Origin of the sequence: Paraburkholderia sp. BR14374 (assembly GCF_040948685.1) — a bacterium.
Classification (GTDB): Bacteria; Pseudomonadota; Gammaproteobacteria; order Burkholderiales; family Burkholderiaceae; genus Paraburkholderia; species Paraburkholderia youngii.
Genome location: NZ_JBFPKF010000007.1, coordinates 277,765 through 291,031, shown reverse-complemented (window position 1 = coordinate 291,031; position 13,267 = coordinate 277,765). Strand labels below are relative to the sequence as shown.

At 64.1% G+C, this 13,267-nt stretch carries 12 protein-coding genes; 6 read left to right on the top strand and 6 right to left on the bottom strand.

The genetic code is table 11. The annotated features are described in order from the left end of the window. Positions 1-32: 32 nt before the first annotated feature. Both AB3X86_RS19180 and AB3X86_RS19175 read right to left on the bottom strand, forming a co-directional pair. Positions 33-1,271 (bottom strand): DUF2252 family protein, encoded by a 1,239-nt coding sequence (locus tag AB3X86_RS19180; protein ID WP_368597214.1) that lies wholly within the window; start codon positions 1,269-1,271, stop codon positions 33-35. Between the two features lie 67 nt (positions 1,272-1,338). After that, positions 1,339-1,728, bottom strand: a complete 390-nt coding sequence (locus AB3X86_RS19175) for an NUDIX hydrolase (RefSeq protein WP_368597213.1) — start codon at positions 1,726-1,728, stop codon at positions 1,339-1,341. Positions 1,729-1,965: 237 nt separating this feature from the next. Here AB3X86_RS19175 and AB3X86_RS19170 point away from each other — a divergent pair, with 237 nt between their 5' ends. Further along, positions 1,966-3,684, top strand: a complete 1,719-nt coding sequence (locus AB3X86_RS19170) for an alpha/beta-hydrolase family protein (RefSeq protein ID WP_368597212.1) — start codon at positions 1,966-1,968, stop codon at positions 3,682-3,684. Between the two features lie 31 nt (positions 3,685-3,715). Here the strand turns inward: AB3X86_RS19170 and AB3X86_RS19165 are convergent, their stop codons facing one another. Further along, on the bottom strand, positions 3,716-4,444 hold the full coding sequence (locus tag AB3X86_RS19165) for a FadR/GntR family transcriptional regulator (protein ID WP_368597211.1): 729 nt from the start codon (positions 4,442-4,444) through the stop codon (positions 3,716-3,718). Positions 4,445-4,858: 414 nt separating this feature from the next. Between AB3X86_RS19165 and AB3X86_RS19160 the strand changes: the two genes are divergently transcribed. The 4 genes from AB3X86_RS19160 to AB3X86_RS19145 are packed head-to-tail and all read left to right on the top strand — an operon-like array spanning position 4,859 to position 9,532. After that, positions 4,859-5,986 (top strand): sugar ABC transporter substrate-binding protein, encoded by a 1,128-nt coding sequence (locus AB3X86_RS19160; RefSeq protein WP_013093653.1) that lies wholly within the window; start codon positions 4,859-4,861, stop codon positions 5,984-5,986. Between the two features lie 35 nt (positions 5,987-6,021). After that, positions 6,022-7,572: a sugar ABC transporter ATP-binding protein gene (locus tag AB3X86_RS19155; RefSeq protein ID WP_368597210.1), complete on the top strand. Its 1,551-nt coding sequence runs from the start codon at positions 6,022-6,024 to the stop codon at positions 7,570-7,572. Beyond that, positions 7,569-8,549: an ABC transporter permease gene (locus AB3X86_RS19150; RefSeq protein ID WP_368597209.1), complete on the top strand. Its 981-nt coding sequence runs from the start codon at positions 7,569-7,571 to the stop codon at positions 8,547-8,549. The genes AB3X86_RS19155 and AB3X86_RS19150 overlap by 4 nt, the downstream gene beginning before the upstream one ends. Next, on the top strand, positions 8,546-9,532 hold the full coding sequence (locus AB3X86_RS19145; RefSeq protein ID WP_368597208.1) for an ABC transporter permease: 987 nt from the start codon (positions 8,546-8,548) through the stop codon (positions 9,530-9,532). The genes AB3X86_RS19150 and AB3X86_RS19145 overlap by 4 nt, the downstream gene beginning before the upstream one ends. 19 nt (positions 9,533-9,551) lie before the next feature. Here AB3X86_RS19145 and AB3X86_RS19140 read toward each other — a convergent pair whose 3' ends face one another. After that, entirely contained in the window at positions 9,552-9,776 is a 225-nt protein-coding gene (locus AB3X86_RS19140; protein WP_176111200.1) for a hypothetical protein, read from the bottom strand. Positions 9,777-10,083: 307 nt separating this feature from the next. Between AB3X86_RS19140 and AB3X86_RS19135 the strand changes: the two genes are divergently transcribed. Then, on the top strand, positions 10,084-11,418 hold the full coding sequence (locus AB3X86_RS19135) for an NRAMP family divalent metal transporter (RefSeq protein ID WP_368597207.1): 1,335 nt from the start codon (positions 10,084-10,086) through the stop codon (positions 11,416-11,418). 7 nt (positions 11,419-11,425) lie between these two features. Here AB3X86_RS19135 and argE read toward each other — a convergent pair whose 3' ends face one another. Together argE and AB3X86_RS19125 are read right to left on the bottom strand one after the other, a co-directional pair. Then, on the bottom strand, positions 11,426-12,589 hold the full coding sequence (gene argE, locus AB3X86_RS19130; RefSeq protein WP_368597206.1) for an acetylornithine deacetylase: 1,164 nt from the start codon (positions 12,587-12,589) through the stop codon (positions 11,426-11,428). Continuing rightward, complete coding sequence (locus AB3X86_RS19125; protein ID WP_368597205.1) at positions 12,582-13,259, bottom strand: DUF1028 domain-containing protein; 678 nt, start codon at positions 13,257-13,259, stop codon at positions 12,582-12,584. The genes argE and AB3X86_RS19125 overlap by 8 nt, the downstream gene beginning before the upstream one ends. Between the last annotated feature and the right edge of the window lie 8 nt (positions 13,260-13,267).

Here is a 13,267-nt window from a genome sequence, read left to right as displayed (position 1 = left end):
CCGCTCACCGGCGCGTCGTCGGGAGCCTCTCGCTATCTGACCTGGTCGCCCCGGCGGTCGACAGCGTAGCGCCGGCAGTGCTCCAGATATTCCGCTTCGTTTGCGACGGTCAATTCGACCATGCTGCGCCACAGCCACGATGGCGCCTTGATCGATTTGGGCCAGCTTGCCTGCAGATCGCCCAGCCAGGCTTTACGAGTCGAGGCATCCATCTGCTGCGCATGGGCCTGCCCGATCACGAGCGCAAGGAAATGGGCTGCCTTGACGGCATCAGCTTCGGTGAGCCGGTCCGCGTCGAACTTGAGATCCTGCGGCATCAGTTGGCGGATCACGACCGCCGCTCCGTTCAGACGCGCGGCGCGCATGCGGTCGCCGAGCCGGGGAGTCACATGCCGGGCACCTTCGGCTACGCGCTTTGCGTTGTCGCGGGGCATCGGGGCGCCAGCGTGTGCCGGCGCGGCAGCGGTAGCGGCTTCCTTGATGTCGACTAGACAGGGGGGCCCGCCAGCAGAACATTCTCCATCGATGTCCAGCAACACCGCGTAGCGGCGGCGCCCCAAAGAACTGCACCCCTTGACCCAGAACGCCGCGTCCAGCACCTCGATTTTCGCGTCGCCTGTCGTCGCGGTGCCCAGCACCTCTGCCATCGCCAGGTCCGACTGCGGCGCGAAGAGGGATCGAACCGCCTGCGCTTCTTCTTCTGACAGCGGCCAGAAACGCTTGCCAAGAGGAATGTACGGCGCCGCGCCGTCGATCGTTTGCCGGCCCAGCTTGCGCCACGACTGGTGCAGTGCCCTTTTCATCGCGACCTGCACTACCGCCGGCCGTTGCGCCCGCTTCGTCTCGTTGCTGCGGGTGTCGTCGAAGGCCTGTTGGTAGCCGTCGATGAGCGCTTCCACCATGCAGCTGGTGATTACGCCCGGCAAGTCCGCGCTGCGCGCGGCGGTGGCCAGCGACAGTCCCAGCCGAAGCAGGTCGTGCACAGGATTGCCGATCACGCATTGATCCAGATCCCTGATCTGGACTGCCACGTGACCCGCTGCATCCGCGACCGGGCCGAGATTCCCGAGATGACAGTCGCCACAAATCCACACCGGCGGACCATCGGGCAACGCGCCGGGAGGCTGGCTGTCGAGCCACGCATAAAAGCGCCTGGCGCCTCCGCGTACGTAGTCGTATGCCGTGCGAGCCATTTTCTGCCGGCGAAGCTCTGCCAGTAAAGGCGCCCGTTGGTCAGGAACCGGAAAATTTTTTGAGAACGCCTTTTTCACGACAGTGCTCCTCGCTACAACAGCCATCTGCCACAACCGCGTAGCTAAAACCGTGCCGCACCTGTCTTCAGCGGGCCGCGCGCCCATAGCCGCGATCGTCAAGCCGAACGAACAGACCGACAATCTCCCGGGTGGGTATGCTGGCTGACAAGGTCTCGATCTTGATCGGAGTGAACCATCGGCATCGGGCGATCTCATTGCCGGGCTCAGGTGATATGTCGCGCGCGAACTCGGCCAGGAAAACATGGTGCCGCTTGTTGAGCCCGCCAAACTGGAACAAATACGTCAGGTGGACCTCGACCAAGTTCGTTTCTTCCTCCAGTTCGCGTCGAGCAGCGTCCAGCGGGGATTCGAGCCGTTTTATCGTGCCACCGGGCAGCGACCAGCGCGAGCGCGAGCGAGCGACCAGGAGCAGCTTGCTGTCGCGCACGCATAGGATTGTGGATCGATCTTTCATTTTTGAGTCGCGAGCATTCAGTCGTGGGAGCCGATCGCAGCACGACGAGCAAGCAGCGTGCGCGCCGACTCGGTAAGTCACTGGCAGGCGACGAGGTTGTTCGTCCCAGAGAAAGCTAAATACAATGCGATGCATGGCCCGAAGCACCGTCAAAATCAAGCCGGCTCGTATCTTCGACTCCTGTGCGGATGGCCCGCGGGGACGAAGTGCGAGCTGCGCCAATCTGAGCGAGCACGCATGCGGAACTCCCACGAGCCGATAGCTGCCTGGCTCCGAGGCGCACTTTGGACGCCGACGCTCAGCGGCTCGTTGCTCGCGCTCGTGTTCTGGTGGCAGTCACTGACGCCAACGCTGATTCCGCGGTCGTGGGTAACGCAAACCGTCGTCGGTGCGTTTTGTCTGGCCATCGGCTACGGGGTAGGCACATTGGCTGGCTGCGGGGTGCATCGGCTGCTGCAGCGATGGGGGCGCGTGCCCGGCAGCGAGAGCCGCCGGCGCATAGCAATCGTTCTGGCGGCGGCGTGGCTCATTGCACTGTTCGTTGGCGCGAAGCTATGGCTCGGCTGGCAGAACGAGCAACGTAGTTTCATGGGGATGACAACCATCGGCTGGTTGGATGGCGTGCTGATGAGCGCGGTGTCGCCGTTGGCGGCGGTGCTGCTGGTGGTCATCGGGCGAGTCGCGGCCCGTGGTGTCGCCGCAGTCAACCGGGTGATCCTGCGCCGCGTCCCGTCGATCGTGTCGGTGCCAGCAACAGCGCTCTTCATCATCGTGATTGGCATCGCGCTCGGTCGCGGAGTGTTTTTTCCCGCCCTCGCCGCGGGCTCCGATCTCGTCCACGAGCCGAGGAACGAGAACACGACCGAGGGAACCCTGTCTCCCACGTCGCCCACGGTGTCCGGCAGCAGCATGTCGTTGGTCGCATGGGACAGCTTGGGACGCATGGGACGCGACTTCGTGGCAACGGCGACAAACAGGCAGGAACTTGCGAAGTTCCACGGATCAGATGCGAGGCTGGTCGAGCCGGTGAGAGTCTACGTGGGGGTGCGTTCTGCGGACTCCCTCGAACAGCGCGCGCGCATTGCGGTCCGCGAGCTCGAGCGCGCGGGCGGGTTCGACCGCAAAGTGCTGGTCGTGTGGATACCCACCGGCACGGGCTGGATCGTGCCCCAAGCCGCCGCCTCGCTCGAGGAACTGCACGGTGGCGACACGGCGATCGTGGCGATTCAATACTCTTTCCTGCCTAGCCGCTACGCCATCTTCGTGGACGCTGGGCTCGCGGACGAGGCGGGTATCACGCTCTTCAACGCCGTTCGCGCCCGCTGGTCGACGCTCCCACCGCAAAAGCGGCCGAAGCTCGTTCTGTTCGGCAAGAGCCTCGGCGCCGCGGGAGTGGAAGCGCCTTTCGTGGGAGCGGACGCATCCGCATCGGTGGCCAATATGGTGGCCGCGACCGATGGCGTGCTGATTGCCGGCGCCAAACAAAGCAACCTCATCCATGCGCAACTCACTCGCGAGCGCGATCGCGGCTCGCCCTTCTGGCAGCCGATCTTCGATGGCGGGCGTGTCGTACGGTTCCTGAATCGCGATCCGCATCAGGTGGCATTGAATGCGGACTGGCCGGCCCCGCGAATCGTGTACCTTCAGCATCCGGCCGATCCGGCTGTCTTCTGGAGCGTCAGAGCGTTCTGGTGGCCGCCAGAATGGATGGCTCCGCCTCGCGGCTTCGACATGCCTCGCGCGATGCATTGGTTTCCGATCGTCTCGGGCGTGCAGGCGGTGGGCGATCAGATTCATCAGCTCGCCGTGCCGCCGGGGTTCGGCCACAACTACTCTTCGGAGGATTACGTCAGCGGCTGGGCCAGCGTGGTGCCGCCCGACGGCTGGACGAAGGCCGACACCGAACGACTCGCCCGCTTCCTCGACAACCTTGCTGGCGACGGAACAGAGCCGTGACCGGGCAGAAGGCGAACAGCCTGGGGTGGCGCTAACGCCACGCCTGAGTGAACTCGCCGATGACCCGCGTCAGATGCGCCTGCATCGCCGTGCGCGCAGCGGCCGCGTCTCGCGCCATGATCGCCGAGAAGATGCGCTGATGCTCATCCTGCGAAGCCGCCCGCAATGCGGGAGTGTGGAAGTGCTCCTCGATCTTTTTCCACAGCGGGTCGGCGCGGGAGTTGTCCCACATCGCGGTCACCACGAGCCGGAGCATTTCGTTTCCCGTCGCCCGCGCAATTGCCAAATGGAAATCACGGTCGGCGGCCTCGTTCGCCGCTTTGTCATGCATGTTTTCGCGCATCGCGCGTAACGCGGCGAACAGCCGGTCCAGGTCTGAATCTTTGCGTTCGGTAGCGGCTAACGCGGCGATCCCGCTTTCGATCACGACCCGCGCGCGCAGCGTCTCGATCGGGCCTAGCCCGCGCGGCAGTTTGAACATGGCGGAGCGCGGGTCCGGCGCGTCTGCCACATAGATGCCCGACCCGACACGAACCTCGACCACGCCCTGCACTTCCAGCGCGATGATCGCCTCCCTCACCTGTGTGCGGCTCACGCCAAAGCGTTCGGCCAGCGTGCGCTCGGAAGGCAGGCGCGCACGCGGCCCGACGTCGCCGGCGGCGATCAGATCGTAGATCTGCTTCGCGAGTCCGACATAGGAACGGTCGGTCGCGTCCTCATCAGCACCGCGGCCGTTCCGCGTGTGTGAAAGCTCGTCCATTCAGGATTCCCGAAAGCTTCGAAGCGGCCAAAGGATCGGTTCGAGTTCGACAAAATGGTACACCAATTGACGGATCAGGCCGCCACGGGCCCGGCGCCGCTTTTGTGGGCGTCGAGCCGGTTCAGCAGGGGTTTCAGACTGTTCGAGTCCGCCCGCGACGCCGTGGTAAACCACTATCGCGCGCGGATTGGTATGCCAGTAGTGTCAGACGTGACTGAGTGCGCGCCGGCCCTTCGTTTTGCTTCGGAGGCGACGCCTTTGAAGAAGTCGTTCCGCTGCTTCGGCGAGTCCGATTCAGCCCCGCTGCAGCACATTCCGCAAGATTCCCTGCTTCACGCACAGAATTCGGCGGCGATTCATGACCGCCATGTTCGCCGGCAATCGGCAAGTTCAATCCAACAAAAAGGAGACGACATGCTTTCAGGAATCCAGGTGCTTCGAGCGGCGGCGACCGCGGCATTCACGCTATGCGCAAGCGCGGCTTTCGCGCAGGCAACGATCGTTTCCGGGCCGTCCAGCGATCCCACATGCATGGTCCCCTGGAAGAGCGACACGAAGTACATCAAGTATCCGAAGAAGAACGGGCCCTACCGGATCGCACTCGTGAACGGGTATATCGCGAACACATGGCGCATCCAGATGATCAAGACGGCCAAAGCCTATGCGGCACAGCCGGCCGTCGCCGCGAAGCTCAAGGAGTTCAAGGTCGTCTCGACCGGCGAGGACGTGCCGGCGCAGATTTCGGCCGTCAACAACTTCATCGATGCCGGCTATGACGCGATCATCGTGGACGCGCAGAATCCCACCTCGTTCGGCCCCGCGATCCGCCGCGCGAAGAACGCCGGCGTCGTGCTGATCGCGTTCGACAACATCCTCGACAGCGAAGACGCGATCAACGTCAACGTCGACCAGTACGGGCTCGGCGTGCTGTGGGCCAAGTGGCTCGCGAACCACCTGTCGAACGGTGGCAAGGTGCTCGAGGTTCGCGGAGTGGCGGGCACGTCGGTCGACACGGACCGGCACAATGGTTTCATGAAAACCTTGGACGACACCGGCAAGAAGTGGAACGTCGTGCAGGTCTACGGCAAGTGGGACGACGGGGTCGCGCAAAAGGCCGCCGCCGACGCGATCGCCGTGCAGGGTCATTTCGATGGCATCTCGGCGCAAGGCGGCGACACGGGTGTCGTGCGCGCGATGATCGATGCGAAGCATCCATTCGTGCCCTTCGGCGGCGAGACGGAGAACGGCTTTCGCAAGTTCTGCGCGCAGTATGGGGGCCAGGGCCTGAAGTGCACGTCGGCTGGCACCGGTCCCGCGCAGGTGGCGGTAGCGATCAAGACGGCGCTCGCCGCGCTGGACGGCCAGACGGTCCCGGTTTCGATCAAGCTGCCGCTAGACGTCACCGACGATTCGAAGCTGAAGTCGGGCGTCAACTATTTCCCGAACGACTCCGACAACTTTTTCGTCGGCAACTCGTTTCCGACTTGCGGCATCAATTTCTCCGCGCAGGAGATCATGAAGCAAACCCAGGGCAACCAGTGATCGGATGATGGCCGGAATATGACGGGAGACGAAGCATGCCGCAGGATGCAGCGCAGCCGTTCTTTCAGATGTCTGGCGTGTCGAAAAGCTACGGCGGCGCGGTCGCGCTGGATCACGCCGAGCTCACGGTGAAGCGGGGCCGCATTCACGCGATCCTCGGCGAGAACGGCGCGGGCAAGTCCACGTTGCTGAAGGTCATGTCCGGCGTCGTGCAGCCCGACGAGGGCACGATGCACTACGATGGCAGGCAGGTCGCGTTCGCATCGCCGGCCGAGGCGAACGCGGCCGGCATCGTCTGCGTGTATCAGGAGCTGTCGCTCATTCCCGACTTGAGCGTAGCCGACAACATCTTCGCTTCGAACCCCCCGCGACGTTTCGGCATGATCGACCGCCGGGCCCAGCGCCGCCTGGCCGAGGAGGCGCTCGCCCGAGCGGGCGCCGCCGACATCAATCCGCTTGCAAAGGTCCGGGACCTGCCGCTGTCGCGCCAGCAGATGGTCGAGCTTGCCAAGGGGCTGGCGCACGAGCCTCGCATTCTGATCCTCGACGAAGCCACGTCGGCGCTGACCGCGGCCGACGTCGCGCGCGTGATCGAGGTGCTCAAGCGCCTGCGCGACGAGGGGCTCGCGCTGCTGTTCATCTCGCACCGGATGCACGAGGTGAAGGCGCTCGCTGACGAATGCACGGTCTACCGGAACGGCCGTCATGTAATGAGTTTCGAGGCCGGCACGCGCACCGACAACGAAGTCGTCGAGATGATGATCGGCCGCAAGTACCAGCATGTGTTCCCGGCCAAACCCGCCAACGGACGCAGCGCCGCTCCGGTTCTCGCGTGTCGCGATCTCGCGTGGAGCGACACGCTGCAAGGCATCAGCTTTTCGTTGAAGCCCGGTGAAATACTCGGCCTCGGCGGCCTCGACGGACAAGGCCAGCGCGAACTGCTGCTCGCGCTGTTCGGCGTGTTGCGCGGGTGCGCGGGCACGATCGAGGTCGATGGCAAAGCGGTGTCGATCGGCAGCCCGAGGGCCGCGCGCGCCAACGGAATCGGTATGGCGCTGATCCCGGAGGACCGCAAGACCGAAGGCCTGATGCTGCCGATGTCGGTGCGCGAGAACCTGTCGTTTGCCGCGCTCGATCGCATGTCCAGCGCCGGCGTAATCGATCGCGACCGCCAGCAGTCGCTGGTCGACCGGATGATGGAGTTGCTCGCGATCAAGTCGTTCAGCATCGATGCGCCCGTGGGCTCGCTGTCGGGCGGCAACCAGCAGAAGGTGGTGATCGCGAAGTGGCTGGTCCGGCAGCCGCGGATTCTACTGCTCAGCGACCCGACGCGCGGCATCGACGTCGGCACCAAGCAGGAGCTCTATCAGCTGCTCAGACGCCTCGCCGACGAAGGCGCGGCGATCGTGTTCTATTCGACCGACTACGACGAGCTGATCGGCTGCTGCGACCGCGTGCTGGTGCTGTACGAAGGCAGGATCAAGAAGGAACTCGTCGGCTCGGCGATCACCGAGCAGAACCTGATTGCCAGCGCACTGGACCTGCCCGTCGGACAGGTTTCGCCTTCCACGGGAGTCGCGCTATGAGCGGGCTGCGTTTCTGGTATGCGGAGAATCGCGGCGCGGTGTTCGCGTTCGGCCTGTTCGTGCTGATGTTCGCGATCTACCTGCTCAACTATCCGTCCGCATTGTCGGCCAACGTGTTTCAGACCGCAGCGAACAAGGCGGTGCTGCTCGCGCTCGTCTCGATGGGACAAGCGCTCGTCGTGCTGACGGCCGGCATCGACCTGTCGATCGGCATGACGCTGGTGCTGACGAATTGCATCGGCTCGTGGATCGTCACCGGCGACGCGCTGCACAGTGCGCTCGGCATCGTCGGCGTGCTCGCGGCCGGCGCGCTGTGCGGCGCGCTGAACGCCGTGATCATCATTTTCGGCCGGCTGCAGCCGATCGTGACGACGATCGCGACGAGCGCGGTCTTCTACGGACTGGCGCTGCTGCTGCGCCCCGTGCCCGGCGGCTCGATCAACGAGAACCTCGCCGACGCACTGACCGGCAAGGTCGCCGGCGTGCTGCCGGCGAGCCTGCTGATTCTGCTCGCCGCCACACTGCTCGTCTGGGTACCTTTCAAACGCTCGGCAATTGGGCGTGCGGCGTATGCGACCGGCTCGTCCGAACCCGCGGCGTTTCTGTCCGCGATGCCGATCCGCCGTGCGAAGTTCGCGAGCTATACGCTGGCCGGCCTGCTCGCCGCGATCGGCGGCCTGTTTCTGACCTTCTTCACCGACACCGGCGAAGCGAGCCTCGGCAGCGCCAACTCGTACACGCTGTTTTCGATCGCCGCGGTGGTGATAGGCGGCGTGTCGCTGCTCGGCGGCAAGGGCAGCGCGATCGGCGCGATCTTCGGCGCATTCGCGTTTCGCTCGATCGGTGACCTGCTGTTCGTATTCAACGTCGATGCGCTGTGGCAGCCGCTATTTCAGGGTGTGATTCTTCTGCTCGCTGTCGCGATCGGCGCATGCGGGCTGTTCAGGGTACGCAACCGTCTGGAGTGGTTTCAATGAGCCACGTCTCGGCAAACGGCCGCAGCACGTTCGTGTCGAAGCTCACGCGCCGAGTCGACAAACCGATCGTGATCGCGTTCGCGTGCATCGTCGCGCTGCTGCTCGTCGGCGGAATGTTTTCGCGCAGCTTCACGTCGCCGGAGTACATCCTGCTGCAACTGAAGGTCGGCGCATTCCTCGGCATCATCGCGACCGGCCTGATGATGGTGATCCTGCTCGGCCACATCGACTTGTCGCTGCCGTGGACGATCACGGTCGGCGCAATGATGGCGTGCGCGGTAGCGGGACACGGCGAACTCGGACAGGTTCTCGCGATTCCGGTCGGGATCGGTTGCGGCGTGCTGATCGGCGTCGTCAACGGCATCCTCGTCGCGCTGCTGCGCATTCCGTCGATGATCGCCACGCTCGCGACCAATGCGGTCGCGCAGGGCATCATGATCGTCTATACCGGCGGATCGTCGCCGCAGGATTCCGCGCCACAGGTGATGCGATGGCTCGCGGCGGGCTGGCTCGTACCGGGCGTGCCGAATGCCGTTGCGCTGTGGGTGGTGATCGGCGGCGCCACGGTATTCCTGCTGTCGCGTACGATCTTCGGGCGCACGCTGTACGCGATCGGCAATACCGAGCGCGCCGCGTATCTGTCCGGCATCAATACGCGGCTCGTGACCGTGGCCGCATTTGCGGTGTGCAGCGGGTTCGCGGCGTTCGGTGGCGTATTGCTGGCCGGCTATGCATCGAAGGCAGCGCAGTCGATGGGCGATGCCTATCTGCTGCCGGCGATCGCGGCAGTCGTGCTCGGCGGCACGTCGATTCTGGGGGGCCGAGGCTCATACCTCGGCACCGTGGCGGGCGCGATTCTGATCACGCTATTGCAGTCGATCCTTTCAGTCGCGCAGATGCCGGAAGCGGGACGTCAGATCATCTACGGGGTGGTGATAGCGGCGATGCTGCTGCTTTATGGACGCAGCAAGCGGGAAACGTAGGCCACGGCCACGCTCACGCTCATCCATGCGCATCCACCCACGCGCGCGCCCAATCGAGGCCTGCATGGTGGGCTTCTTCCTCGCTATCGAATAATCCGAGAATGCCCGATGCTTCGACCAGCTTTCCGCCCCGGGTGATGGTTCCGCTCGCCGCATAGCGCTCCGGTTGCAGGATGCCCTCGCCTTCCTGCTGAAGGATGGCATGCCCCCACAACGTGTACCCGTCGTAGTCGCTGGTTTCCATTAGCCCCCGACCCCTGCGGTTGCGGCGCGAGTGGGCATGCGATGCGCATTCTCTTCGAGTGTCATTAACGGCGGAATCTCCGACATGTCCGGTTTTACCGTCGGCGTGGTCTGCTGCATGTGGCGCGCGGTAGCAATAGTCATAGCAATGACGACGCAAAAAATATAGCACCGGTTAGCGCTTCAGTGGTGGCGACCAACGGGGCTTCGCGCATGGGGTGGTAGTCGGCCTAGCCAACGGTTCGATTCGACGAAGGAACGTTTCGTGCGAGCGCTATAGCATCCCCGGTTTCCCGACGATCAGCCGCATGCACTCTCCTCCCGACAAACGCACCGCGTCCCGCGCCGCACAAGGTAGTGCGCCCGCTTCATCGTCGCAGCCTGCCCGCTCATGGGCCGCCGATCTCGGACCGGGACTGGCTAGTCTCGGTTGCGATAACGACCCCAGCGGCATCGCCACCTATTCACTCGCGGGTGCGTGGTACGGCTACGACATGCTGTGGACCTGCATACTGTCGTATCCGTCGATGGTTGCGCTGCAACTGGTTTCGACGCGTGTCGCGGCCGTCACGGGACACGGCCTGACGGCGAACATGCGCGCGCACTATTCGCCGGTGTTCTTCTATTTCGCCGTGGCGCGCTTCGTGATTGCGAACACGCTGAACATCGCGGTCAATGTGATGGCGATGGCCGTAGTCATCCAACGCTTCACGCATGGGCCGCTTTGGCTGCTGACACTTGCATGCGGTTGCACGTCGATTGCGCTGCAGTGGTTCATCCCATATGCGCGCTATGCGCAGGTGCTCAAATGGTTGATGCTGCCGATGTTCGCGTATCTCGGGGTGCTGCTGATCGTCGATGTGCCGTGGCACACGGTCGTGCTGCGCTCTCTGGTGCCACACGTCGAGTGGAAAGAAGATTTCGTGACCATGCTGATGGCTGTGCTCGGTACGACGATGAGTCCGTATCTGCTTTTTTCGCAGGCCGAGCAGGAAGCCCAGGAAGAACATCGGCAGCACGAACAGCACGCCGCGCGCGGCGATCGACGTTCGTCGGAGCAGCTTCGCCGATTGCGCAACCAGACCTTGATACGCACCGCGTTATCGAGCGTGGCGGCATCGTGCATGATGATTGCGGCTGCGGCGACGTTGCATAGTGCGCAGACGCAGCCCGGCGAGCCCACGGAGCTTTCGCGAGCGCTCGAACCGCTCCTGAAGGGCTATGCCGGCCCCCTGCTCGGGCTTGCGCTGGTCGGCTCGGCGCTGCTCGCTCTACCTCCGCTTGCCGGTTCGGCCGCGCAAGCGGTCGCGAGTTCGTTCAACTGGCCCCGCGGCAAACAGCGTGATCGGCGCATTGCCGTTCTGCTCGTTGCGCTCGCGGGGCTCGGCACGCTGCTTGGTCTCGCGCTCGGCCTGTGGCGCGTCGATCCTGTCAAGGCGCTGTACTGGAGCGCCGTCGTCAACGGTATGACGATTACGCCCGTGCTGGTGCTTCTCGTGCTGCTGAGTGCGAAACGCGAAGCGGTCGGCGAACTCGTCGCGCATTGGTCGTTACGCGCGCTTTGCTGGCTCGCGACCCTGACCACCGGCGTGGTCGTGGTCGCGCACTTCGTGCTCGACGCGGTAGAGCGTATGTCGCGATGAGACCGGGCTACTTCACGCTTCGTAGATGTTCAGCGAGGCGCGCGAACATCGCGTCGCACCGGTTCAGTTGCTCGATTGTGATGAACTCATCGGGCTTGTGGCCCTGGTCCATGCTGCCGGGTCCACAGACCACGGTTGGAATGCCCGCCTGCGTGAACAGTCCGCCTTCCGTGCCAAACGCGACCGTTGCGTATTCTTCCGATCCGCTCAACGTCGCAAGCAGCCGTGCCGCGTCGCTATCGGGCGAAGTCGCGAGTCCGGGATACGTATTCAGCATCTGCACGCGAACGTCGGTATCGGGCTGCACCGCGCGCATCTTCGGCAGCAGTTCGGTTGCCGCGTAGCTTTGCAGTTGGTCCACCACCCTGTTGGGATCGAAGCCCGGCACGCCCCGCACTTCGAAATCGAACTCGCATTCGGCGGGCACGATATTCAGCGCGCGTCCGCCCTTGATGACACCGGTCTGCACCGTCGAGAACGGCGGATCGAAACGCGCGTCATGGTGTTCCGGCTGCGCGAGTTCGTCGCCGATCTGTTCCAGCCGGTGGATCAGCCGCGCCGCGTATTGGATCGCGTTGACGCCCTGTGGCGCGTACGCGGAATGACATGCCGCGCCCTTCACGTGGCAGCGCATCGCGAGCTTGCTCTTGTGGCCGAGCACAGGTTTCAATTCGGTCGGCTCGCCAATCAGACATATGCGCGGCTTATGCACGCGCTTTTCGAGTTGGGCCAGCATCGGCCGCACGCCGAGACAGCCCACTTCCTCGTCATATGAAAACGCGAGATGCACCGGCACATCGAGCTTCAGCTTCAGGAATGCGGGCACTGCCGCCAGCACGGACGCGATATAGCCTTTCATGTCGGCCGTGCCGCGTCCGTAGAGGCGCCCGTCTTTCTCGGTGAGACGAAACGGCTCCACGCTCCATGCCTGACCCTCGACGGGCACCACGTCGGTATGCCCGGACAGCACGATGCCACCACGGTCTCGCGGCCCGATGGTGGCGAACAGATTCGCCTTGGTGCGATCGTCGTTATGAAATAGCTCGCTTTCCACACCTAGATCCGCGAGGTATTGCTGCACGAAGCCGATCAGTTCCAGATTGGAGTCGCGGCTGACGGTCGCAAAACCGATCAGCCGTTCGAGCAGCGTACGGCTCGCCAACTCACTCATCGCCGGGCACTCCGTAGCTCGGCGCGGCGGTGGGATTCAACGCGCGCTCGATGTAGTCCCGCATCTGCGGCCGATACGCTTGCCATAGCGCGTCGAGTTTGCCGATCGGATCGTCATCCGCCCAATCGACACGCAGATCGACGACCGGCCAGACGTGTGTATCGACGATCTTCAAAGCCGCCGAATGCACGGGCCCGGCTTCTCCGCCGGCTTCGACGGCAGCATGCATCGCGTGCAGCAAACGATCGGCAAGCTCGCCTTGCGCGCTCTCGAACGCTTTCACCATCGCGTCGATCACCGGCTTGCCGGCGAGCAAATTACCCGCTGCCACGCACTGATTTCCCGCGACCGCGTGATGCACGCCGAGGGCTTCCTTGCCGGTGAACAGCGCGGTTCGACCCTCGCTGTCGATCACCGTCACCTGCCGGTACTCGCTCCATTCGCTCGCGCCTAGCGCCCGTTCGAGCGCCGCATCCGGCGCGACACGCTCGCTTTCGAGCAGATCGAGAATCTGCGGCCCGAGCGCGGGCAGCGTCACGTTCTGCGTCGCCACCGCACCGACGCCCGCGCGCGCCCACGGGCATCTCGCACCCACCGCAATGCTCGACGAACTGATCGCGATACCGAGTTGACCCGTCTTCTCACAACGTCCGACGATCGAGAATGTCATGGGAATCC